This is a genomic window from Streptomyces fradiae, assembly GCF_041270065.1.
Lineage (GTDB): Bacteria > Actinomycetota > Actinomycetes > Streptomycetales > Streptomycetaceae > Streptomyces.
The window spans coordinates 3,406,102-3,428,377 of the sequence record NZ_CP065958.1; the positions used below are offsets into that span (position 1 = coordinate 3,406,102).

Genomic DNA, 22,276 nt, shown 5'->3' on the forward strand with positions numbered 1-22,276 from the left:
CGTCACCGGCGTCACTGGTAGAGCTGCGCGAAGCCGCGCAGGATCTCCATGCCGTCGCTGCGGAACTCCAGGTGCGCCTGGGCGCCGAAGATCCGGCCGTCCTCGGAGCGCATGAACTCCACGGGGGCGTGCTCGGAGCGGCCGATGGAGCGGAAGCCCTCCGGCGCCTCCTGGAGGTACAGGGTGTGCCGGTGGAAGACCGTCACGGTCGGCTTCACGTACTCGAAGAGCGGCTCGGTCTTGTCGACCTGCACCTCGTAGCCGCCGACGCGCGACTCCCCTTCCTCCAGGCGGCCGCCGGCCGAGACCGCGATCAGCTGCATGCCGCCGCAGATCGCGAAGACCGGGACGTCGGCGCCCATGACGAGGTCGACGAGCGGCTTGTAGAAGTCCTGGTCGTAGGCCCGCACCTTGGTGCCGCTGAGCACGATGGCCTGGTAGCGGCCGCCGAGCGTGGCGGGTACGGAGGCGGCGTCGACGGCCTCGGTGTCGGAGCCCAGGTCCTCGAAGCGCTTGCGCAGCTGCGGGAGGGACAGGGTTCCGTTGTTGACGACTAGGACACGGGATTTCGCCACGTGCTCGCTCCTCAGGTTCGCGTGATGACGGTGCCGGTACGGGCCGCGAGCAGGTCCGTGGTGGCCGCGCTGCCGATGAAGACGCGCTCCACGCCCCGCTCCAGGGCCTCGCCGGCGGCCCGCAGCTTCTTGCGCATGCCGCCGGTGGCGCCCTTGTCGCGGAACGCGGCGGCCGCCTCGGCGCTGATCTCCCGTACCGGTTCGCCGTCGATCAGCAGATGGGCGACGTCGGTGACCAGGACCAGGTCGGTGGCGCCGGCGGCGCCCGCGATGGCGGCGGCGGCCCGGTCGGCGTCGGTGTTGACCTCCTGGCCGGCCGGCCCCTGGGCGAGCGGGGTGACGAGGTAGGCGTGGCCGGCCTGGAGGTTCTTCAGGGGCGCCGGGTCGACGCCGGTGATCGGGCCGACCAGGTTCTCCAGTTCGACCAGCTTCTTGTCGCGCCACCACCAGCGCTCGCCCTCGCCGGCCCGGACCAGGCCGTCGCTGCCGAGCAGCCGTTCCGCGGTGATGCCGCGGTCGGCGAGCCGGGCGAAGACGTCCTCGGCCATGGCCGCGCTGACGGTCTTGATGTCGGCGATGACCTCGGGCGTGGTCCAGCGGCTCTGGTTGCCGTAGCGGTCGCGCAGGATCGCCGACGGGTCGGTGTAGCGGCGCGGGTCGAGCCGCTTGAGCGGCTTGGACCAGCCGTGCACGAGGATCAGCGGGTGTTCCCGGCCGTGCGCGGCCAGGTCGTCCCACCAGCTGCCGTCGAGGTCGTCCAGGCAGCTGCCGCCGAGCTTGACGACGGTCGGCGTCTGCGTCGGCGTGGGGTTCTGCTGCGTCTCGCTCATGCGGGCATCACCGGCTGCATGGTCAGGCCCGACTCCTCGGGCAGCCCGAAGCGGATGTTCGCGGCCTGCACGGCCTGGCCGGCGGCGCCCTTGATGAGGTTGTCCAGGGCGGCGAGGACGACGATCCGGTCGCCCTCCTCGTCCTTCAGGACGGTCACGTCGCAGAAGTTGGAGCCGAGGACGGCCTGCGGGTCGGGCACCGGGATCAGCGTCTCGTTGTTGCGGCGCACCCGGACGAAGCGCTCGCCCTTGTAGAAGCGGGTGTACGCGCGCTGCAGCTCGCGCTGGTCGACCTGCTCGTCGGTGAACACGTACGAGCTGGTCAGCAGCCCGCGGACGTGCGAGACGCCGTACGCGGACATCGTCAGGGAGTCGATGCTCCCCTTCTTGGCGCGCTCCAGGAAGTCGCCGACCTCGGCCGCGTGCCGGTGCCCGGTGGGGGCGTACGGGGCGATGGCCCCGCTGCGGAACGGGTGCAGGTCCGAGGTGCGCAGCTGGAGGCCGCCGCCGCTGGAGCCGCTCTTGCCGTCGACCACGACGGTCTTCAGGTCGAGCCCGAGGCCGAGGGTCAGCGGCGCCAGGCTCAGGGTGAGCGCGGTGGCGTAGCAGCCCGGCATCGAGATCAGCGAGGCTTCCTTGAGCTGGTCGCGGACGAGCTCCGGCACGCCGTACACGAAGCGGTCGGCGAGGTCGGCGCGCCGGTCCACCTTCGGGTACCAGCGGTCGTGGCGCTCGGGGGTGGCGATGCGGAAGGCGCCGCTGAGGTCGACGATCGCGGGGACCTTGTCGACCAGCTGCTCGGCCAGGCGGTTGGAGACGGGGGCCGGGGTGGCCAGGAAGAGGACGTCGACCTGGTCGGCGACCTCCTCGGTGACGGGCTGCACGGTGAGCCCGAGGTCGATGCGCAGGTTGGCGTGCAGTTCGGCCGGGCGCCGGCCGATGTTGGAGGAACCGCCGAGGAAGGTCAGTTCCATGTCGGGGTGCTGGGTGATCAGTCTGATCAGATCGCCGCCGGCGAGCCCGGAGGCTCCGACGACTCCTGCCCGGATCATGCGAGTAACTCCTGCACGTACTGGACGATGGCGGAGGGGATGTCCGCTGCGGTGGTGGAGGCCACGCCGCGGAAGGCGGGGGCGTGGTTGACCTCGTTGACGACGAGGCCGTCCTCGGTGCGGAACAGGTCGATGCCGTAGATGCCCGGGCCGAGTTCGGCGACCACGGCGTCCACGATCTTCACGACGTCGGGGTCGTGCGCGATGGCGGTGCTGCTGTTGCCGAGGGCCGCGTTGCTGCGCCAGTCGGTGCCGGCGCTGGCGAACTCGGCGGCGGCGACGATCTCGCTGCCCGCGACCAGGCAGCGCACGGAGCTGCCGCCGGCCAGGAACGGCTCGACCAGGCAGGCCTGTTCGAAGGCGTGGCCCAGGTCCTCGACGTAGTCGTAGACGGAGTGGGCGGTGTCGGTGTGCCGGATCAGGGTGACCCGCTTGCCCATGCCGCCGAAGATCGGCTTGAGGACGACCGGGACGCCGAGCTCGTCGAGGGCCTTGGCGAAGTCCTTGCGGGACAGCACGAGCCGGAAGTCCGGGACCGGGATGCTCGCGGCCCGCAGCACGGCCCGCAGGACCGCCTTGTTCTCGCAGGCGTTGATGGCCCGGGCGGAGTTGAGGACCGGGATCCCGGCCTCCTCGGCGAGGGTGGCGACCAGGCCGCCGCGGGTGTAGCTGCGGCTGCGGACCAGGAGGGCGTCGTACGCGTTGACCGACGGGGCGTCGGCGCCGCCGAGGCACAGCGACTCGTCGTTGACCCAGTCGACCTCGACCCCGAGGCCGGGGCCGAGCTCGATCAGCTTGCGTTCCTCCCAGCCGATCCGGTCGGCGACGACCGCGACCTTCTTGGTCATCTCACTGACCCCAGTCGCGGAGGGTGACCTCGACCATCTCGAGGCTGAGCACGCCGTCCCGGACGTCCTCGACGCGCAGGGTCAGCATGCACTCGGGGCAGGCGAGGGTCTCGCCGGTGACCATCGGCGGCACGGTCAGGTCGGTCTCGCACTCGGGGCAGACGCCGGTCACGGTGGTGGCGGTGGACATGAGTGAACTCCAGTGGTTTGTCATGGCTGGTGCGGTACGCGTGGGGGGGGTGGTGCGGTACGCGTGGGGGTGTGCGGTGCGCGTGGGGGAGGTGGTGCGGTGTGAGGTTCTGCGGTGGGGGGGTCTGCGGTGTGCGGGGGATCAGGCGGCCTGGAAGTCGACGGCGGCCTTGCGGATCGCGTCCCGGTCCATGACCGGTCCGCCCGCGCGCTCCTGACGCTCGATCAGCCACGGGGTGAAGATCTCGACGTCGACGAAGACGCCGGACTCGGCGAGCGCCCACTTCACGAGGGCCGGGGTGAGGCGGGTGCGGACGCGCACCTCGCGGGCGTTGCCGACGAGTTCGGCCGGCAGCGTCTCGTACGCCTCGGGGTGGGTGAGCTGGCCCGGGAGCTCGTACGCGAAGGCGTGCGGCGTGGTCGGGCCGGACTGGAAGGCCTCGCCGAGGCCGGCGCCCTTGAGGGCGATCCGGGACAGTTCGGTGAGGTGGCTCAGGTCGAACCGGGTGTCGCCGTGGATCACCCGCAGGGAGGTGAGCAGTTCGGCGAGCGGGGCGTTGCCGCCGCGCTCCCCGATGCCGCCGACGGTCGCGGAGATCCACTGGGCGCCGGCGCGGACCGCGGCGAGCGAGTTGGCGACGGCCATGCCCAGCATGTTGTGCGAGTGGATCTCGATCTCGGAGCCGTCGATCGCGGTGAGGTCGCCGATCACGTCCTCCATCTGCCACGGCGAGAGGTACGCGACGGTCTCGGCGAGCCGGAAGCGGTCGGCGCCGGCCTCGAAGCCCGCGGTGACGTACGGGACGAGCCGCTCGGCCGGGGTGCGCGCACCGTCCTCGCCGCTGAAGGTGACGTGGAAGCCGCGCTCCTTGGCCTGCGAGACCGCGGACTTGGCAAGGGTGTTGAGGAACTTGGCGCTGGGCGAGCCGAGCTTGAGCCGGGCGTGCTGCTCGGAGGTGGGGATGGAGTACATGATGTGCTTCACGCCGAGCCGCTCGGCCTCGTCGAGGGCCTTGGCGACCTGCTGGCGGTCCCGGACGACCACGAGCGTCATGCTGCGCTCGGGGCCGACGGTCTCGTGGGTGGCCAGGATGAGGTCGGCGTCCTTGGAGCCGGGGCCGGCCACCATGCCGACCTCGACCAGCTCGACGCCGGTCTTCACCAGCAGGTCCGCGATGGCCGCGGCGTCCTTGGGGCCGAATTCGACGCCCGCCATGTGCGCGCTGTCGCGCAGCGTCGCATCGGAAATGCGGGGCCTTATCGGGGGGTTTTCCTCGCGTCCTGTCTTCGGCATTGCGTTTTCCTCCGTCGGTATCCGTGGATATCCCGTCGAAGCGCGGAGCGCCTTTCCGCGCTGCGCCTTTCCGCGCCGGTGACCATCCTGTACGCCCCGCTCCTGGCCGGACAACGCTTCTTGTGTCGGAGCTTGTCAAGGAGTGTCAGCGAACGTCATCGGCCGTGAATACCATGCGGCCCCGGTGAACAAAGCCGCACATGGGAGCGTCTTTTCCGCGCTGCTGTCCGTGCTGTCTGCGCTATCCGCGGCCGAGCCGATAGCCGACCCCGTGGACGGTGATGATCCATTTTTCGCCGAGTTTCGCGCGCAGATTGCTGACATGGGTGTCGATGGTGCGGCTGGAAGCCGCCCACGCGGTGTCCCACACGCGGGTCATCAGCTCCTTGCGCGACAGGACGGTCTTGGGGTCCGCGGCGAGGGTGTGCAGCAGGTCGAACTCCTTGGCGGTGAGCTCCACCGGCCGTCCGTCCAGGCTGACTTCGCGGGTGATGTTGTCGATGTGCAGCGGGCTGAGGGAGATGGTGTGCGAGGCCGGCGGCCGGGGGTGCGCCCGGCGCAGTACGGCCTCGACGCGGGCGAGCATCTCGCGCGGCCCGCACGAGGCGACGACGCAGTCGTCCGCGCCGGCCTTCAGGGCGAGGACCCGGTCCAGTTCGGTGTCGCGGGTGGCGATGGAGATGATCGGCTTGTCCCCGGTGCGGCGGATCAGCCGGCAGACCTCCAGGCCGTCGATGTCGGGTAAGTCGAGATCGAGCAGGACCATGTCGGACCGCTGGTGCACCGCGAGGGCCTGCTCCCCGGTGCCGACGCTGCTCGCGGCGTACCCCTGCCGCTGCAGATCGCGGACCCGCGCCTCGGCGGCGGTGGTGTCGCCCTCGACCACGAGGACGGAGACCGGCTGGGCCGCGACGGCCCCTTCGGTACGCGGTCTCTGAGCTGCCATCCAAGTCATTGCTCCCCCGTTCGTAGCCGGTGGGACGTGGGCACCACCCACTCCCGAGCCCCGTGGCAGTGGCTTCCGCCCGGACCTGTCCGACCAGGCCCGGATGCAAACATACACTCAAGTCCATTTCCGGGCCAGAGTCCATGTTTATATGCGAGGGTATACCTGAACTCTCATACAAAGACGATCACTTACCTGGAGGCCTCGTGCGCCAGCCCTCGGACGACGGAGCACCCACTCCCCCGCGCCGGCGGCGCGGCAAGGAGCGCACCCAGGAGCGGGTCTACGTCGCGGCCCTGTCCCTGTTCCGCCGGCAGGGGTACGCGGACACCTCCGTCGCACAGATCGCGGAGCACGCCGGCATCGGGCGCGGCACCTTCTTCAACTACTTCCCGCGCAAGGACTGTCTGCTCAGCGCCTGGTCGCAGGAGCGGATGCGCAAGCTGAACCGCCGCCTGACGCCCCGCCTGGAGAGCGCGGCCGACGCCGTGGAGGCGCTGCGCGCCTGCATGTCCACCCTCGGCGACCTCAACGAGGAGGAGCCGGAACTGAGCGCCGCGATGCTGACGGCCTGGATCCAGTCCGGGCTTCTGTTCGACGGGCGATCACACCTGGAGTCGCTCTTCGCCCTGATCATCGAGGAGGGCCGGGTCCGGGGCGAGATCCGCAGCGCCGCCAGTTCCGAGCAGCTCGGCGAAGCGCTGCGCGATCTGTACGTCGGCGCCCTGCGCCGGTGGGCCGGGCCCGCGACCGACGGCCGGCACCGCCGCCTGCACGCCGACCTCCACGCCGAACTGCAGCTGTCGCTCAGCCTGTTGCTGCACGGTCTGACCACGTCCCCGCATGGACTCTGTCCGTACGGCGAGCCAAATCGTCTCAAATACTGAGAATGACGGAGATGCACCGAAGAACACTGGGTCAAAGTTGGCTCGGAGTGTAAGTTTGTATCCCGCTAGTCCAACTGCACTGCTGACGAACCCATCGGTCGCATCAAGAAAAGGTTGGCACTCATTCCCATGGCGCTCTTAGCAAACCTCGCCTCCACCCCCATCGCCGTCATCGGCCTCGGGTGCCGGTTCCCGGGCGCGGACGGGCCCGCGCAGTTCTGGGCCAATCTCCTGGCCGGGACGGACTCGATCACCACGGTGCCCGCCGAGCGCTTCGACATCACGGCGGACTACGCGCCGCAGTCCGGCACCCTCGGCAAGACCGCCTCGCGCCACGGCGGCTTCATCGACGACCCGTTCGCCTTCGACCACGCCTTCTTCGGCATCTCGCCCGCCGAGGCGAAGGCCGTCGACCCGCAGCAGCGGCTGCTTCTCCAGACCGCGTGGGAAGCCCTGGAACACGCCGGCATCCGCCCCTCCACCCTGGCCGGCACCCCCGCCGGCGTCTTCGTCGGACAGGCCACCGCCGAGTACTCGGAGGTCTCCGCGGGCCCCGGCGGCCCCAACATCCGTGACATGGCGGGCAGTCGGCTGCGCGCCGTGACCGCCGGCCGGCTCTCCTTCGCCCTCGACCTGCTCGGCCCCAGCGTCGTCCTGGACACCGCCTGCTCCTCCTCCCTGGTCGCCGTCCACCACGCCCGGCAGAGCCTGCTCACCGGCGAGTGCGACCTCGCCCTCGCCGCGGGCGTCAACCTCGTGCTCTCCAGCCACGATGCCATCGCCTACTCCCAGGGCGCCATGCTCTCCCCCGAGGGCCGCTGCCGCTTCGGCGCGGCCGACGCCGACGGATTCGTCCGCAGCGACGGCGTCGGCGTGGTCGTCCTCAAGCGCCTCGCGGACGCCGAGCGCGACGGCGACCCCGTCCTGGCCACCCTCCTCGGCAGCGCCGTCACCAACGACGGGCGCGGCAGCGGACTGCTGCTCCAGCCCGCGGTCAGCGGCCAGGTCGCGATGCTCCGGGCGGCGTGCCGCGCCGCCGGGATCACCCCCGACCGCCTCGACTACGTCGAGTCCCACGGCACCGGCACGGCGGTCGGCGACGCCGTCGAACTGCGCGCCCTCGCCGAGGCGACCGGGCGGCCGGCCGAACGGCCGCTGCCCACCGGATCGGTGAAGACCAACATCGGGCACACCGAGTCGGCCGCCGGCATCGCCGGACTGATCAAGGCCGTCCTCATCGCCCGGCACGGCGTCGTCCCCGCCTCGCTGCACTGCTCCACCGAGAACCCGGTGATCGCCGACGAAGGACTCCACGTCCGCGTGGTCACCCGCACCACCGAACTGCCGCACGCCGGCGCGGACGCCAGGATCGGCGTCAGCTCCTTCGGCATCTCCGGCACCAACGCGCACGTCGTGGTCGGCTCCCGCCGGCCCGCGCCCGCCACCGCACCGCGGGCGGCCACCCCTCAGACCGCTCAGACCGCTCCGACCGCGGCGGGGGCTGCCGGAGCGGAACAGCTGCTGGTCCTCAGCGCCCGGTCGGAGCGCTCGCTCGCCCGCCTCGCCCGGTCCTGGGCTCTCCACCTCGACGGCCCCGGCCGCGACCGGCCGCTGCGCGAGCTGTGCGCCGCCGCGGCCCTGCGCAGGGACGCCCATCCGCACCGGCTCTGGGTCCGCGGCGCCACCCACGCGGCCGTCGCCGAACGGCTGCGCGCGCTCGCCGCCGACGGCCGGGCGACCGGGAGCGGCATCACCGGCGGCGGCATCGCCGAGGCCGGCTTCGGGGCACCCCGCCGCACCGCCTTCGTCTTCCCCGGCCAGGGCTCCCAGTGGCTCGGCATGGGCCGCGGACTGCTCGACTCCTCCCCTGCCTTCCGGGCCACGCTGACCGAGTGCGACACCGCGATCGGGGCCGAACTCGGCTGGTCGCTGCTCGATCTGCTCACCACCGCCACCGAACTGCCCACCGACATCGACCTGGTCCAGCCCGCGCTCTGGGCCATCGGTGTCGGCCTCGCCGCCGCGCTGCGCGAGGCGGGCCTCGACCCGGACGTCTGCCTCGGCCACAGCATGGGCGAGATCGCCGCCTCCTGCGTGGCCGGTGCGCTGAGCCTGCGCGACGGCTGCGCGGTGATCTGCCGCCGCAGCCGGCTGATGCGCCGGCTCGCCGGCCGCGGCGCCATGCTGGCCGTCGAGCTCGGCGCCGACGCGGCACGCGAAGTCCTCGCCGAGCGGCCCGAGTTCGCCGGGGTGTGCGTCGCCGCGGAGAACTCCCCCTCCGCCACCGTGCTCGCCGGGCCGCACGAGGCGCTCGCCGCCGTCACCGCGGCCCTGGAGGGCCGCGACGTGCTCTGCCGCACCGTCCGGGTCGAAGTGGCCTCGCACTCCCCCGACATGGATCTGATCAGCGACGAACTCCTCTCCGCGCTCGCCGACTTGAACCCCGGCCAGGCCACCGCCGGCCTCGTGTCCAGCGTCCTCGCCGCGCCGCTGCGCGGGGACGAACTCCTGCCCCAGTACTGGCAGGACAACCTCCGCAAGCCGGTCCGCTTCACCGAGGCGGTACGGCTCCTGTGCGCGGAGGAGACCCTGTTCCTGGAGGTGAGCCCGCACCCGGTGCTGACCGCGGCCGTCGACGAGACCCGCCGGTCCCTCGGCGCGGAGGGCGCGGAGGGCGGCGCGGCGCTCGCCACCCTGCGGCGCGACTGCGACGAGCCCGTCGCCCTCCTGGAGACCGTGGGCCGGGCCTTCGCCCACGGCGCCCGGGTGGACTGGACCCGGTGGTACGGGTACGGGGACGGGGCCGCGCCCGCGATGCCGGAGGACCTCCCGACGTACGCCTGGGACTGCGACGCGCTCCGCCACCCGGCCGCCCCGGCGGGCGGCACCGTGACGACCCGCCCCGCCCGCCCGGCCGGGCCGTACGTCCGCGAGGACGCCCTCGCCGACTGGGGCATCACCGGCTGGGACACCGGGGTGAACGTGCGCGGCCTGAGACCGGTCCTGCCCTCGGTGTACCTGGCGGCGATGCTCGACACCGCCCGCGCCGCCACCGGCGAAAGCACCGGGATCGCGCTGACCGGGGTCCGGCTCGGCGAGACCCCCCTCACCCTCGACGACCTGCCCGCGGCCGTCCTGCGGGTGACCGTCGAAAGCCCCGGCCCCGACGGAGTGCGGCGGGTGCGCGCCGAGGCCCGGCGCGCCCCGGACGCCCCGCCGGAGCTGTGCGCCGAGGCCACCCTGCGGCCCGCCGGGGCCGGCCCCGCGCAGCCGTACGACCGGCGCGCCCTGCTCGACCGCACGCTCGCCCGCCGGCTCGGCTACTGCCGGGCCGAGGACTTCTTCGCGCTGGCCGAGGAGCTCGGCTTCGGCATCGACGAGGAGCTGCGGGCCGTACGGCACGTCTGGCGCCGGGGCGGCCAGGCCGTCGCCCGCCTGCGCCGTACGCCCGGAGCCGAGGCGGACGGCCCCGACGCCGCCTCCTGGGAGTCGGGCCTGCTGACCCTGCTGGCCGCCTACCGGCCCGGTAGCGCGTACGTGCCCACCGGCTTCGGCTCGGTACGGGTGCACGCCGACCCGGGCGAGGAGTTCTGGGCGCTGTGCCGGGTCCGCCCGGCCAGGGGCCAGGACCGGGCGCACGGCGACGTCCTGCTCCTGGACCCCGACGGCTGCGTGCTCGCGGAGTTCCTCGGCGTCGAACTCCAGGCCCTGCCCGGCCACCGGCCCCACCCCCTCGCGGCGCTCGGCGCCCGGCTGCTGCCACGGCCCCGTGAGGCGTACGAGGCGCGGGCGCAGGCCCCGCAGTCCCGGGCCCCCCTGGTCCGCATCCCGGCCCAGCGCACCGCCGCCCAGCACACCCGTGAGCAGGCGGCCCCGGAGCGCCCGGAGCCCCCGGCGCACCTGAACGGCGCGGTCACCGCGGCCGAGGCCCTGGTGCGGCGGGTCGCCGACCTCCTGGAGATCCCCGAGGACCGGCTCGACCACCGGCGCCCGCTGCGCGAGATGGGCCTGGACTCGCTGATGGCGACCCGGCTGCGCACCGAACTGCGTTCGGACTTCGGGCTCGACCTCACGGCGGGCCGGCTGCTCGGCCCGGAGAGCCTGCACCGGATCCTCGCGACGATCCACTAGCTGTCCGGACCCGCTCCATCGGCCGGACCGGCGGGACGGAGTCCGCCGGTCCGGTTCGGCGGCCGAATATGGCCTACGTATTAACTTTGACTTCGAGTCATAGTTAAACTTTGGTCCATCAACCAGGACCGAGGGGAGCGGGCCTGATCGGCTGACGAACAGATCGGAGTAGCGCGTGAGCCCGACAGAAGCGGCCACGAACCGCCAGGGCACGGCCCCCCTGGGCAGGCGGGAACGCAACAAGCTCAGGGTCAAGGAGCGGCTCTACAGCTCCGCCATCACCCTCTTCGCGGAGCAGGGCTACGACGAGACCTCCATCGACGAGATCGTGGAGCGCGCCGACGTCGCACGGGGGACGTTCTTCAACTACTTCCAGCGCAAGGAAGACCTCCTCGGCGCCTGGGGAGAGAAGCGGCGCGACGCCCTCCTCGCCACGCTGGCCGCCGACGGCTGCGGCGCGGACTCGGCCGTCGGGCAGCTGCGCCACTGCATGACCACACTCAGCCGGATCAACGAGGGACACCGACAGGAGACCAACTCGCTGCTCATGGCCTGGGTCCGGGCCGGCCGCCCGCTCCTGGAGGACCCCTACCTCGCCGATCTGTTCGCCCGGATCGCCGGGGACGGCATCCGCAGCGGCGAGTTCCACACCCGCTTCACCGCCGACCAGATCGGCCACGCGCTGCGCGACCTCTACCTGGGCGCGCTGTACCGCTGGTGCGGCCGCCCGGACGCGGCCCCGGACCAGCTCGCCCACGAGCTCATGAGCACCCTGGACCTGGTCCTGGACGGCGTCCAGGCCGCCCGCGACCCCCGCGACTGACGACGCCGGAGGCCAGCCAGCTCACCTGTTGATGGGGTGGGAGGTACGGCCCGACACCTCGTCGATCTCGGTGTGGGCCTTCTGCAAGAGCTGGGAGGCGAGGTCCATCAGCGCCCTCGCCCCGGCGATCTCCTCGCCGACCCGCAACTGCTCGGGGTCGGAGGGGTGCCGGTTCGCATTGCCGTGGGCGCGGAACTCGGTGCCGTCACTGAGCCGCACCATGCACGCGGCCCGCGTCCGGTCGCCCTCCTCCTGGAACTCCATGTCGACGTGCCAGCCGACGAGCGTGTTCATCGTCATGAGGACCACCTCCAGAGAGGTACCTGTCGGGTACCTCTCCAGGGTGCATCAGATCTGGCGGGCGAGCTTCTGGGCGACCTCGGTGGCCCAGTAGGTGAGGATCATCTGCGCGCCGGCCCGGCGGATGCCGGTCAGGGTCTCGAAGATCGCCTTGTCCCGGTCGATCCAGCCCTTCTCGGCGGCGGCCTCGACCATCGCGTACTCACCGCTGATCTGGTACGCGGCGACCGGCACGTCCACCGACTCGGCGACCTTGGCCAGGATGTCCAGGTACGGGCCGGCCGGCTTCACCATGACCATGTCCGCACCCTCCTCCAGGTCGAGCGCGAGCTCCCGCAGCGACTCGCGCACATTGGCGGGGTCCTGCTGGTACGTCTTGCGGTCGCCCGTCAGGGAGGAGCCGACGGCCTCGCGGAAGGGGCCGTAGAAGGCGGAGGAGTACTTCGCGGTGTACGCGAGGATCGACACGTCCTCCTTGCCGATGGTGTCCAGGGCGTCCCTGATCACCCCGACCTGGCCGTCCATCATCCCGGACGGCCCCACCACGTGCACGCCGGCGTCGGCCTGCACCTGGGCCATCTCGGCGTACCGCTCCAGGGTGGCGTCGTTGTCGACCCGCCCCTGCGCGTCCAGGACACCGCAGTGGCCGTGGTCCGTGTACTCGTCCAGGCACAGGTCCGACATGATCACCAGGTCGTCCCCGACCTCGGCCCGCACGTCCCGGATCGCCACCTGCAGGATCCCCTCGGGATCCGTCCCCGCCGTACCGGCCGCGTCCTTCTTCGCGTCCTCCGGCACCCCGAACAGCATGATCCCGGACACCCCGGCCTCCACCGCCTCCACGGCGGCCTTCCGCAGCGTGTCCCGCGTGTGCTGTACGACGCCGGGCATCGCGGAGATCGGCACGGGCGCGTCGACGCCCTCCCGCACGAAGGCGGGCAGAATCAGATCGGCCGCGTGCAGCCGCGTCTCGGCCACCATCCGCCGCATGGCAGGCGTCGTCCGCAGCCGCCGCGGCCGCGTCCCGGGAAAGCTTCCGTACCCATTCATGCCATCGAGGCTACGCCCGCACACACCGTGCATTTACCGACACGATGTTGCCGCCGTCCCCCACGCGAACGGGGCGCCGCCCCCGAAGGAACCGCGCCCCGCTGCGTAAACCGCGCCCGCTACGTCGTGCGACGACGTCGCGCGCCCGGGCGGCGCTCGCTCGGGCGGGTGACCGGGTCGCCCGCCTCCAGGGCCGCCGCGCGGCGGCGGAGGCCGAACTCGGCGAGGGCCTCGGCGAGCTTGTGGACCGACGGCTCGGGCGAGAGGACGTCGACCCGCAGGCCGTGCTCCTCCGCCGTCTTGGCGGTCGCCGGGCCGATGCAGGCGATGACGGTGACGTTGTGCGGCTTGCCGGCGATGCCGACGAGGTTGCGCACCGTGGACGACGAGGTGAAGAGCACCGCGTCGAAGCCGCCGCCCTTGATCGCCTCACGGGTGTCCGCCGGCGGCGGCGAGGCGCGCACGGTCCGGTAGGCGGTGACGTCGTCGACCTCCCAGCCCAGCTCGATGAGCCCCGCGACCAGCGTCTCGGTCGCGATGTCGGCGCGCGGCAGGAAGACGCGGTCGATCGGGTCGAAGACCGGGTCGTAGGGCGGCCAGTCCTCAAGCAGACCCGCCGCGGACTGCTCACCCGACGGCACCAGGTCCGGCTTCACACCGAAGTCGACAAGCGCGGCCGCGGTCTGCTCGCCCACCGCCGCGACCTTGATGCCCGCGAAGGCGCGGGCGTCGAGCCCGTACTCCTCGAACTTCTCCCGCACCGCCTTCACCGCGTTGACCGACGTGAAGGCGATCCACTCGTAGCGGCCGGTGACGAGCCCCTTGACCGCCCGCTCCATCTGCTGCGGCGTACGCGGCGGCTCGACGGCGATCGTCGGCACCTCGTGCGGCACCGCGCCGTACGAGCGCAGCTGGTCGGAGAGCGACGCGGCCTGCTCCTTGGTACGCGGCACGAGCACCCGCCAGCCGAAGAGCGGCTTGGACTCGAACCACGACAGCAGGTCCCGCTGCGCCGGAGCGCTGCGCTCGCCGACCACGGCTATCACCGGACGGTGGCCCTCGGGCGACGGGAGCACCTTGCCCTGCTTGAAGACCTGGGCGATCGTGCCGAGCGTCGCGGTCCACGTCCGCTGCCGGGTCGTCGTACCCGCGATCGTCACGGTGAGCGGGGTGTCCGGCTTACGGCCTGCCGCCACCAGCTCACCGGCCGCCGCGGCGACCGAGTCGAGGGAGGTCGAGACGACGACGGTGCCGTCGGAGGCGCCGACCTCGGCCCAGCACCGGTCGTCGGCGGTCCGCGCGTCGACGAAGCGCACGTCCGTGCCCTGCGCGTCGCGCAGCGGCACGCCGGCGTACGCGGGCACGCCCACCGCCGTGGCCACGCCGGGCACGACCTCGAAGGGGATGCCGGCGGAGGCGCAGGCGAGCATCTCGGCGCCGGCGTTGCCGTCGAGGCCGGGGTCGCCGGTCACCGCACGGACGACCCGCCTGCCGCCGCGCGCGGCCTCCATGACAAGATTGGTCGCATCCCTCAACACGGGGACACCGACGGTTGTTGACGCCTCGTCGACAACCGTCAGCTCAGGCGTGCTCACGCCCGCGCGCGCATGCCCGCGAACGACTTCGAGCACCTCCGGCTCGGCGATCAGGACGTCCGCGCCGGCCAGGGCTTCGACGGCCCGGAGCGTCAGCAGTCCCGGGTCGCCGGGTCCGGCGCCGAGGAAGGTGACGTGACCGTGGCCGGGGAAGGCGGCGGACGCGGGGCTGGTGGTCGGGGCGGTGGGGCTCAAAGTGCTCGCTCCCCCATAAGACCGGCCGCACCCTTGGCGAGCATCTCGTCCGCGAGTTCGCGTCCGAGCGCCACCGCCTCGTCGTGCGAGGTGGGTACGGGACCGGTGGTGGACAGCTGCACCAGCGTGGAACCGTCGGTGGTGCCGACGACGCCGCGCAGGCGCATTTCGGTGACAGTCTGCTCGTGCGACCCGTGACCGGGACCGTCGGCCAGCAGGTCGGCCAGCGCACCCACGGGTGCGGAGCAGCCGGCCTCCAGGGCGGCGAGCAGGGTTCGCTCGGCGGTCACGGCGACCCGGGTGTACGGGTCGTCGAGCTCGGCGAGCGCGGCGACGAGGTCGGCGTTCGACGCCAGGCACTCGACCGCCAGGGCCCCCTGGCCGGGGGCGGGCAGGACCGCGTCGACCGACAGCGGGTCGACCGTCAGGGAGCCGGTGAGCTCCTCGGTTCCGCCGATGCGGTTGAGTCCGGCGGCGGCGAGGACCACCGCGTCGAGCTCTCCCTTGCGCACATAGCCGACCCGGGTGTCGATGTTGCCGCGGATCGGTACGGTCTCGATGGTCAGGCCGTGGCTGCGCGCGTACGCGTTGAGCTGGGCCATCCGGCGCGGCGAACCGGTGCCGACGCGGGCACCGTCCGGCAGCGTGTCCAGGGTGACGCCCTCGCGGGCGACCAGGACGTCGCGCGGGTCCTCGCGCTTGGGGATCGCGGCCAGGGTCAGCTCGGGGTGCTGGGCGGTCGGCAGATCCTTGAGGGAGTGCACGGCGAAGTCGACCTCGCCGGCGAGCAGCGCGTCGCGCAGCGCGGCGACGAACACGCCGGTGCCGCCGATCTGCGCGAGGTGCTCGCGGGAGGTGTCCCCGTACGTCGTGATCTCCACGAGCTCGACGGTCCGGCCGGTCAGCTGCCGGACGGCGTCGGCCACATGTCCGGACTGGGCCATGGCGAGCTTGCTGCGCCTGGTCCCGAGCCTCAGTGCCTTCTCGGTCATACTCGCCCTCGGTTCTTGACGTCGCCGTCGTTTCGGTCGGCCCGGCTGACAGAGGCAACCGTCTCCGGGTCGAGGTCGAAGAGTGTCCGCAGCGCGTCCGCGTACCCGGCGCCGCCGGGCTCGCCGGCGAGCTGCTTCACGCGCACGGTGGGCGCGTGCAGGAGCTTGTCGACCACCCGGCGCACGGTCTGGGTGATCTCGGCGCGCTGCTTGTCGTCGAGGCCGGGCAGCCGGCCTTCCAGGCGCGCGACCTCGCCGGCGACGACTTCGGCGGCCATGGCGCGCAGGGCGACCACGGTCGGCGTGATGTGGGCGGCGCGCTGGGCGGCGCCGAAGGCGGCGACCTCGTCGGAGACGATGGTGCGCACCTGGTCGACGTCGCCCGCCATGGGCGCGTCGGCGGAGGCCTCGGCGAGCGATTCGATGTCGACGAGCCGGACGCCGGGCATGCGGTGGGCGGCGGCGTCGATGTCGCGGGGCATCGCGAGGTCGAGCAGGAACAGCGGGGTCTCGCGGCCTTGCATCGCGGTCTCGACGGCCTCGCCGGTGAGGACGAGTCCGGTGGCGCCGGTGCAGGAGACGACGACGTCGGCACGGGCCAGTTCGTCGCCGACGGCAACCATCTCGACCGCGCGTGCGGCCACTCCCGTGCTGCCGGGCTCGGTGAGGATCTCGACGAGGCGCTCGGCGCGGGCGGCGGTGCGGTTGGCGACGACGATCTCGGCGACGCCGGCCCGGGCGAGGGTCGCGGCGGCGAGCGAGGACATCGAGCCGGCGCCGATGACGAGGGCGCGCTTGCCCTTGGCCCAGGCGTCGACGTCGGCGCCCTCGGCGAGCTGCTGCAGGCCGAAGGTGACGAGCGACTGCCCGGCCCGGTCGATGCCGGTCTCGCTGTGGGCGCGCTTGCCGACCCGCAGCGCCTGCTGGAACAGGTCGTTCAGGAGGCGTCCGGCGGTGTGCAGGTCCTGGCCGAGCGCGAGGGCGTCCTTGATCTGGCCGAGGATCTGGCCCTCGCCGACGACCATCGAGTCCAGGCCGCAGGCCACCGAGAAGAGGTGGTGGACGGCGCGGTCCTCGTAGTGCACATAGAGATAGGGGGTGAGCTCTTCGAGGCCGACGCCGCTGTGCTGGGCGAGCAGCGTGGACAGCTCGGCGACACCGGCGTGGAACTTGTCCACGTCGGCGTAGAGCTCGATGCGGTTGCAGGTGGCCAGGACGGCGCCCTCACCGGCCGGTTCGGCGGCGAGGGTGTCGTGCAGCAGCTTCGCCCGGGCGTCGGTGGAGAGGGAGGCCCGCTCCAGGACGCTGACGGGGGCGCTGCGGTGGCTGAGACCGACGACGAGGAGGCTCATGCGGGCATCACCGCGGGCATGTCCCCGTCAGGTCCCTTGCGACCGGAGTCCTGAGCGGTACGGCCGGAGTCCTGCGCCGTACGAGCGGCGGGCGGCGCGACGGCGGCGCCGGCCGGCTCGGCCGGGGCCGCGGCCTCGGGGCCGGAGTCGGCGCCGGGCTCCTCGCCGGCCTTGCGCTGCTCGTGGAAGGCGAGGATCTGCAGCTCGATGGAGAGGTCGACCTTGCGCACGTCCACGCCGTCGGGCACGGAGAGCACGGTCGGCGCGAAGTTGAGGATCGAGGTGACACCGGCGGCCACGAGCCGGTCGCAGACCTGCTGGGCGACACCGGCCGGGGTGGCGATGACGCCGATGGACACGCCGTCCTCGGTGACGATCTTCTCCAGGTCGTCGCTGTGCTGGACCGGGATCCCGGCGACCGGCTTGCCGGTCATCGCGGGGTCGGCGTCGATCAGCGCGGCGACCCGGAAGCCGCGGGAGGCGAAACCGCCGTAGCCGGCGAGCGCGGCGCCGAGGTTACCGATACCGACGATCACGACCGGCCAGTCCTGGGTCAGGCCGAGTTCGCGGGAGATCTGGTAGACGAGGTACTCGACGTCGTAGCCGACACCGCGGGTGCCGTACGAGCCGAGATAGCTGAAGTCCTTGCGCAGCTTCGCGGAGTTGACCCCCGCCGCGGACGCGAGCTCCTCGGAGGAGACCGTCGGCACGGAGCGCTCCGACAGTGCCGTGAGGGCACGCAGATACAGCGGGAGACGGGCGACGGTGGCCTCGGGAATTCCTCGGCTACGGGTCGCCGGTCGGTGAGTTCGGCCAGTTGCCACGGTGCTCCTGCGGGATGAGCGGGGCTGCAGGCGGCCGTGTGTCCCAGGACCGCCCCGTCGAATGCAGGCTATGTCTTTGTGAACGCGTGCACAAAGATGGTGTCCGTTTTGTCCGCCCAAAGTGACCGGGGTCACGCGGCCGGATCGCGACGGTACGGAACCGCGGACGGCATCAGAGCGTTGGAATCCCGAAGGGGGCAAAACCGCACACTCTCCTTACGACGCCGCCCCCGAAACCCAACAAAACGTCCATGATGGTAGCCCCCTTTCGGTCAACCACCCAGTTCGCGCCGGAGCCGCCCGGCGTCCACCCGCCAGAAGGTGTGCTGCTCGCCGTCGACCAGGACGACCGGAATCTGCTCCCAGTAGGCGGCGTACAGCGCCTCGTCCCGGAGGATGTCCTTCTCCTCCCAGAGTGCACCCGTCTCGGCACACACGGTCTCGATCACCGCGCGGGCGTCGTCGCACAGATGACACCCCGGCTTGCCGATCAGCGTCACCGTGCGCGGCCCGCTCTCCCGCGGACCGCTCTTCTTCTTCGTCCGTCCGAACATGCCGTCCATTCTGCGCGCCGCCGACGGGCCCGTAGGTAACAAGGGAGTCCCCCACTGTTCACACCACGGCATCCCGGCACGTCGGGAAGGACCGAACAGACTGGCTATGCTCCAAGCATGGCCGCTCCAGGATGGCTCACCCCCCGTAGGCGCTCCGCCACCGCGCGCAGCGTCCTGGCAGGCGAGGCCGCCGCGGAGGCGGCCCGCAAGACCTCGGCCCAGCTCGAACGGGAGCGGGCGGAGGCCGAGGCCGCCGCCGAAGCCGCGCCCGCGGAGCCGGAGTTCCCGGTCGTCGGCGACACCGAGGCCGCCGCCTTCTTCGACCTCGACAACACCGTGATGCAGGGCGCCGCGATCTTCCACTTCGGCCGCGGCCTGTACAAGCGGAAGTTCTTCCAGCGCCGCGAACTCGCCCGGTTCGCCTGGGCGCAGGTCTGGTTCCGGCTCGCCGGCGTCGAGGACCCCGAGCACATGCAGGAGGCCCGGGACAGCGCGCTGTCCATCGTGAAGGGCCACCGCGTCTCCGAACTGATGTCGATCGGCGAGGAGATCTACGACGAGTACATGGCCGACCGCATCTGGCCGGGCACCCGCGCGCTGGCCCAGGCGCACCTGGACGCCGGACAGAAGGTCTGGCTGGTGACCGCCGCCCCGGTCGAGACCGCCACGATCATCGCCCGCCGGCTCGGCCTGACCGGCGCGCTCGGCACCGTCGCCGAGTCCGTCGACGGCGTCTATACGGGCAAGCTGGTCGGCGAGCTGCTGCACGGGCCCGCCAAGGCCGAGGCGGTACGGGCGCTCGCCGCCGCCGAGGGCCTGGACCTGGCGCGCTGCGCCGCGTACAGCGACTCGCACAACGACATCCCGATGCTGTCCCTCGTCGGGCACCCCTACGCGGTCAACCCGGACACCAAGCTGCGCCGGTACGCCAGGGACCGCGAGTGGCGGCTGCGGGACTACCGGACCGGCCGCAAGGCGGCCAAGGTCGGCATCCCCGCCGCGGCCGGCGTGGGCGCCCTCGCGGGCGGCACGGCCGCCGCGCTCGCCCTGCACCGCCGCCGCCGCTGAACCGCCGCCGCTGAGCCGGCGCCCACCGGGCACGGCGCGCGCGGGCGGATTTACCGATCATGCCGATACGTTTCGGCCGCGATCGATCACGACAACCCGGGACCGCCGGTGCTCACCCGTCCGTGGTCGAACACCCCCGCACACATGGCCCGTCGAGCCATCCGGGCTCCCTACCCGGCACGGGCCCCGGCCATTCCCCCTTAGCGCACTTGAGCACAAGCACACCCCTGGTTGATCACACTCGGAAGCAAACCGATCAGCAACCGGTCACCAAGTACGAGTGATCACGACCACAAGCAGTAACGGATCAGACTGAACCGGTGATTTGAGCAACTGGGTGTAGCACTGCCTGTACTAAGCGTTATTCTCCTCAGACGCATACCGGAACCCACCCGTCGCCACGACGAGTGAACGGTCCCGCACTGCACGTGATGGAAGCTCTGCCTCTGGGAGTCCCGTGTACCCACACGTCGGGGTTGACGCCTCGGGCCTGGCTACGCTGCGCGCAACGGTCCTCGACCACCTGCGCGGCTTCGTCCCCACCGCGTACGCCGCCCTCGCACCCGCTTTCGGCGGACCCGCCTTCGCCGGGGGGCCGGCACCCGCCGGGCCCTGCTATGCCCTGGCCGAGAGCGGCGCCGCCGTCGGCAGACGCTCCGCCCGGGGCGGCGCCGGCACGTCGACCGCCGCCCGCCGGCCCACCGCCGACAGCGACAGCGCCCGGATGATGGACCTGGTCGAGCGCGCCCAGGCGGGCGAGGCCGACGCCTTCGGCCGGCTCTACGACCAGTACAGCGACACCGTCTACCGCTACATCTACTACCGCGTGGGCGGGAAGGCGACGGCGGAGGACCTCACCAGCGAGACGTTCCTGCGCGCCCTGCGCCGGATCTCCACCTTCACCTGGCAGGGCCGCGACTTCGGCGCCTGGCTGGTCACCATCGCCCGCAACCTGGTGGCCGACCACTTCAAGTCCAGCCGCTTCCGGCTCGAGGTCACCACCGGCGAGATGCTCGACGCCAACGAGGTGGAGCGCAGCCCCGAGGACTCCGTCCTCGAGTCGCTGTCCAACGCCGCCCTCCTCGACGCCGTCCGCCGCCTCAACCCGCAGCAGCAGGAGTGCGTGACGCTGCGCTTCCTCCAGGGCCTGTCGGTCGCCGAGACCGCCCGGGTCATGGGGAAGAACGAGGGAGCGATCAAGACCCTCCAGTACCGGGCCGTGCGCACGCTGGCCCGCCTCCTCCCGGACGACGCCCGCTGAGCGCTCCGCGCCCCCCACACGCGCAGCCCTCCCCCCGCTCCCCGCGTCCCCTCCTCCCACGCCCCCCACACCCCTCCCTCCCCGTCCGATACACAGTCGGTGACGACTCGATGACGCACTGGTCCGATCATCTTTCGCGCGTAACCCAAGTGCCGCGCCGCTCGTTGTGCGAAATGCAGGCTCCCTGTGGTCACGCCATGTCCACTTCCACTCACTCTTTCGTGTGGATGCGCTCAAGGTGTGCAACCTTCCGAACCCCTCGGGGAGTCGACCGTCATGACGAGAGGAGGTGCCGCCAGTGATCGCGAACGTTTCGGCGCACCGGCGGGCGAACGCCTTCGCCCAGGCCCTGGAGCATCGGACGTCCGAGGGCGCGGCGGCCGAGCCACCCGAGGCATCGGCCGAACCGGCCGAGCACGGACGGCTGTTGGCCCTGGCGAACGGACTCGGCGAGCTGCCGAAGCCGGAGATGGACCCCGAGGTCAAGGTGGTGCAGCGAGCCCAGCTCGTGGCCGCCATGGAAGCGATGCTCATGGAGGGGGGCGCCGGAGCGGGCCCTACCGTGCCGGAGCAGCGGAGCTCCCACGGCAAGGGAGCGCACCGGCTCCGCAAACTCCGGCCGCGCTCCCGCTGGACCAAGGGCCTGGCCGCCGGCGGCCTCACGGTCGGTGTGGCGGCCGGGGCGTTCAGCGGAGTCGCCGCTGCCAGCTCCGACGCCCTTCCCGGTGACTCGCTCTACGGGCTCAAGCGAGGCATGGAGGACATCAAGCTCGGGATGGCGGACGACGACGCCGACCGGGGCGGGCTCTATCTCGACCAGGCGTCCACGCGCCTGAGCGAGGCCCGCAGGCTCATGGAGCGCGGCCGGGCCGGCGACCTCGACCACGAGTCGCTCGGCGAGATCCGCCGGGTCCTCGACGGCATGAAGCACGACGCCTCCGAGGGCCACCGGCTGCTCCGCCAGGCCTACGAGCGGGACGGCGAGATCGGGCCCATGGCCCGGCTCAACTCCTTCGCCCAGGCCCACCGCGCCACCTGGGACGGGCTGCGGGACCGCCTCCCGGTCCAGCTCACCGACGTGGGCAACGAGGTGGACGACGTCTTCATCGCCATAGACGAAGAGGTCGAGCCACTCCAGTCCGTGCTGCCCCGCACCCCCGAGCGCGGCAACATCGGTTCCGGCGACCCGAGCGCGCCGCGAAGCACCCCGTCGGCCACCACCCAGCGCCCGCACACCTCGTCCGCCTCCCCGTCCCACAGCGGCGACGCGACCCAGCCCCAGCCGTCCGGCACGGGCACGGGCGCGCCGAAGGACGGCGGCCTCCTCGGCGGCACGGGCGACCTGCTCAGGCCCCCGCAAACGGGCACCAGCACCGCCCCGTCCGGCGACGAGTCCACCCCGTCCGTCCCGGACGTCACGATCCCGCCGATCCTCCCGGGCCTGCTGCCGGGCCTCGGCATCGACAGCAGCGACGCGAACTGACGCGGACGCGGTACGAGGAGGGGCCCG

At 72.3% G+C, this 22,276-nt stretch carries 20 protein-coding genes; 6 read left to right on the top strand and 14 right to left on the bottom strand.

The genetic code is table 11. The features are described 5' to 3' along the window. Positions 1-11: 11 nt before the first annotated feature. From JAO84_RS15330 to JAO84_RS15360, 7 genes are all read right to left on the bottom strand, one after another. Positions 12-575: a type 1 glutamine amidotransferase gene (locus JAO84_RS15330; protein WP_370413395.1), complete on the bottom strand. Its 564-nt coding sequence runs from the start codon at positions 573-575 to the stop codon at positions 12-14. A gap of 11 nt (positions 576-586) precedes the next feature. Then, entirely contained in the window at positions 587-1,405 is an 819-nt protein-coding gene (locus tag JAO84_RS15335; RefSeq protein WP_370413396.1) for an acetylglutamate kinase, read from the bottom strand. After that, a complete protein-coding gene (gene argC, locus JAO84_RS15340) occupies positions 1,402-2,457 on the bottom strand; it encodes an N-acetyl-gamma-glutamyl-phosphate reductase (RefSeq protein ID WP_370413397.1) in 1,056 nt (351 codons plus the stop codon). Before argC ends, JAO84_RS15335 begins: the two co-directional genes overlap by 4 nt. Next, entirely contained in the window at positions 2,454-3,305 is an 852-nt protein-coding gene (locus JAO84_RS15345; protein ID WP_370413398.1) for a RimK family alpha-L-glutamate ligase, read from the bottom strand. The genes argC and JAO84_RS15345 overlap by 4 nt, the downstream gene beginning before the upstream one ends. Before the next feature lies 1 nt (position 3,306). Beyond that, positions 3,307-3,495 carry a lysine biosynthesis protein LysW gene (locus tag JAO84_RS15350; protein ID WP_365763902.1) on the bottom strand — a complete coding sequence of 63 codons (189 nt, stop codon included), beginning with the start codon at positions 3,493-3,495 and terminating at the stop codon, positions 3,307-3,309. Positions 3,496-3,636: 141 nt separating this feature from the next. Next, positions 3,637-4,788 carry an isopropylmalate synthase gene (locus tag JAO84_RS15355; protein ID WP_370413399.1) on the bottom strand — a complete coding sequence of 384 codons (1,152 nt, stop codon included), beginning with the start codon at positions 4,786-4,788 and terminating at the stop codon, positions 3,637-3,639. Between the two features lie 241 nt (positions 4,789-5,029). Further along, on the bottom strand, positions 5,030-5,734 hold the full coding sequence (locus tag JAO84_RS15360) for a response regulator transcription factor (protein ID WP_370413400.1): 705 nt from the start codon (positions 5,732-5,734) through the stop codon (positions 5,030-5,032). A 206-nt stretch (positions 5,735-5,940) separates the two neighbouring features. Between JAO84_RS15360 and JAO84_RS15365 the strand changes: the two genes are divergently transcribed. The 3 genes from JAO84_RS15365 to JAO84_RS15375 all read left to right on the top strand — a co-directional run bounded on the left by JAO84_RS15365 (position 5,941) and on the right by JAO84_RS15375 (position 11,575). Further along, positions 5,941-6,621, top strand: a complete 681-nt coding sequence (locus JAO84_RS15365; protein ID WP_370413401.1) for a TetR/AcrR family transcriptional regulator — start codon at positions 5,941-5,943, stop codon at positions 6,619-6,621. A 129-nt stretch (positions 6,622-6,750) separates the two neighbouring features. After that, positions 6,751-10,752, top strand: a complete 4,002-nt coding sequence (locus tag JAO84_RS15370) for a type I polyketide synthase (protein ID WP_370413402.1) — start codon at positions 6,751-6,753, stop codon at positions 10,750-10,752. Between the two features lie 175 nt (positions 10,753-10,927). Beyond that, positions 10,928-11,575, top strand: coding sequence for a TetR/AcrR family transcriptional regulator (locus tag JAO84_RS15375; protein ID WP_370413403.1), 648 nt, complete (start codon positions 10,928-10,930; stop codon positions 11,573-11,575). Between the two features lie 21 nt (positions 11,576-11,596). Here the strand turns inward: JAO84_RS15375 and JAO84_RS15380 are convergent, their stop codons facing one another. From JAO84_RS15380 to JAO84_RS15410, 7 genes are all read right to left on the bottom strand, one after another. Further along, the gene (locus JAO84_RS15380; protein ID WP_265866501.1) at positions 11,597-11,869 is read right to left on the bottom strand and encodes a DUF1876 domain-containing protein; all 273 of its coding nucleotides are present in this window, start codon (positions 11,867-11,869) and stop codon (positions 11,597-11,599) included. A gap of 54 nt (positions 11,870-11,923) precedes the next feature. Further along, the gene (gene hemB, locus JAO84_RS15385) at positions 11,924-12,925 is read right to left on the bottom strand and encodes a porphobilinogen synthase (protein WP_370413404.1); all 1,002 of its coding nucleotides are present in this window, start codon (positions 12,923-12,925) and stop codon (positions 11,924-11,926) included. A 119-nt stretch (positions 12,926-13,044) separates the two neighbouring features. Then, on the bottom strand, positions 13,045-14,715 hold the full coding sequence (locus JAO84_RS15390) for a uroporphyrinogen-III synthase (RefSeq protein WP_265866470.1): 1,671 nt from the start codon (positions 14,713-14,715) through the stop codon (positions 13,045-13,047). Next, the gene (hemC, locus tag JAO84_RS15395; RefSeq protein ID WP_370413405.1) at positions 14,712-15,707 is read right to left on the bottom strand and encodes a hydroxymethylbilane synthase; all 996 of its coding nucleotides are present in this window, start codon (positions 15,705-15,707) and stop codon (positions 14,712-14,714) included. The genes JAO84_RS15390 and hemC overlap by 4 nt, the downstream gene beginning before the upstream one ends. Next, complete coding sequence (locus JAO84_RS15400) at positions 15,704-17,059, bottom strand: glutamyl-tRNA reductase (protein WP_370413406.1); 1,356 nt, start codon at positions 17,057-17,059, stop codon at positions 15,704-15,706. Before JAO84_RS15400 ends, hemC begins: the two co-directional genes overlap by 4 nt. After that, complete coding sequence (locus tag JAO84_RS15405) at positions 17,056-17,883, bottom strand: redox-sensing transcriptional repressor Rex (RefSeq protein WP_370413407.1); 828 nt, start codon at positions 17,881-17,883, stop codon at positions 17,056-17,058. The genes JAO84_RS15400 and JAO84_RS15405 overlap by 4 nt, the downstream gene beginning before the upstream one ends. Before the next feature lie 272 nt (positions 17,884-18,155). Then, the gene (locus tag JAO84_RS15410) at positions 18,156-18,446 is read right to left on the bottom strand and encodes a glutaredoxin family protein (protein WP_365763883.1); all 291 of its coding nucleotides are present in this window, start codon (positions 18,444-18,446) and stop codon (positions 18,156-18,158) included. Between the two features lie 108 nt (positions 18,447-18,554). Between JAO84_RS15410 and JAO84_RS15415 the strand changes: the two genes are divergently transcribed. From JAO84_RS15415 to JAO84_RS15425, 3 genes are all read left to right on the top strand, one after another. Then, positions 18,555-19,505, top strand: a complete 951-nt coding sequence (locus tag JAO84_RS15415; RefSeq protein ID WP_370413408.1) for an HAD family hydrolase — start codon at positions 18,555-18,557, stop codon at positions 19,503-19,505. 457 nt (positions 19,506-19,962) lie between these two features. Continuing rightward, on the top strand, positions 19,963-20,766 hold the full coding sequence (locus JAO84_RS15420) for an ECF subfamily RNA polymerase sigma factor, BldN family (protein WP_265866476.1): 804 nt from the start codon (positions 19,963-19,965) through the stop codon (positions 20,764-20,766). 298 nt (positions 20,767-21,064) lie between these two features. Further along, positions 21,065-22,249, top strand: a complete 1,185-nt coding sequence (locus JAO84_RS15425; RefSeq protein ID WP_370413409.1) for a DUF5667 domain-containing protein — start codon at positions 21,065-21,067, stop codon at positions 22,247-22,249. Positions 22,250-22,276 lie beyond the last annotated feature (27 nt).

Bases quoted from the DNA above. Each gene is read 5' to 3' on its own strand.
- JAO84_RS15335 (WP_370413396.1), bottom strand. From the start codon at position 1,405: ATGAGCGAGACGCAGCAGAACCCCACGCCGACGCAGACGCCGACCGTC.
- argC (WP_370413397.1), bottom strand. From the start codon at position 2,457: ATGATCCGGGCAGGAGTCGTCGGAGCCTCCGGGCTCGCCGGCGGCGAT.
- JAO84_RS15345 (WP_370413398.1), bottom strand. From the start codon at position 3,305: ATGACCAAGAAGGTCGCGGTCGTCGCCGACCGGATCGGCTGGGAGGAA.
- JAO84_RS15350 (WP_365763902.1), bottom strand. From the start codon at position 3,495: ATGTCCACCGCCACCACCGTGACCGGCGTCTGCCCCGAGTGCGAGACC.
- JAO84_RS15355 (WP_370413399.1), bottom strand. From the start codon at position 4,788: ATGCCGAAGACAGGACGCGAGGAAAACCCCCCGATAAGGCCCCGCATT.
- JAO84_RS15360 (WP_370413400.1), bottom strand. From the start codon at position 5,734: ATGGCAGCTCAGAGACCGCGTACCGAAGGGGCCGTCGCGGCCCAGCCG.
- JAO84_RS15370 (WP_370413402.1), top strand. From the start codon at position 6,751: ATGGCGCTCTTAGCAAACCTCGCCTCCACCCCCATCGCCGTCATCGGC.
- JAO84_RS15380 (WP_265866501.1), bottom strand. From the start codon at position 11,869: ATGAACACGCTCGTCGGCTGGCACGTCGACATGGAGTTCCAGGAGGAG.
- hemB (WP_370413404.1), bottom strand. From the start codon at position 12,925: ATGAATGGGTACGGAAGCTTTCCCGGGACGCGGCCGCGGCGGCTGCGG.
- hemC (WP_370413405.1), bottom strand. From the start codon at position 15,707: ATGACCGAGAAGGCACTGAGGCTCGGGACCAGGCGCAGCAAGCTCGCC.
- JAO84_RS15400 (WP_370413406.1), bottom strand. From the start codon at position 17,059: ATGAGCCTCCTCGTCGTCGGTCTCAGCCACCGCAGCGCCCCCGTCAGC.
- JAO84_RS15410 (WP_365763883.1), bottom strand. From the start codon at position 18,446: ATGGACGGCATGTTCGGACGGACGAAGAAGAAGAGCGGTCCGCGGGAG.
- JAO84_RS15415 (WP_370413408.1), top strand. From the start codon at position 18,555: ATGGCCGCTCCAGGATGGCTCACCCCCCGTAGGCGCTCCGCCACCGCG.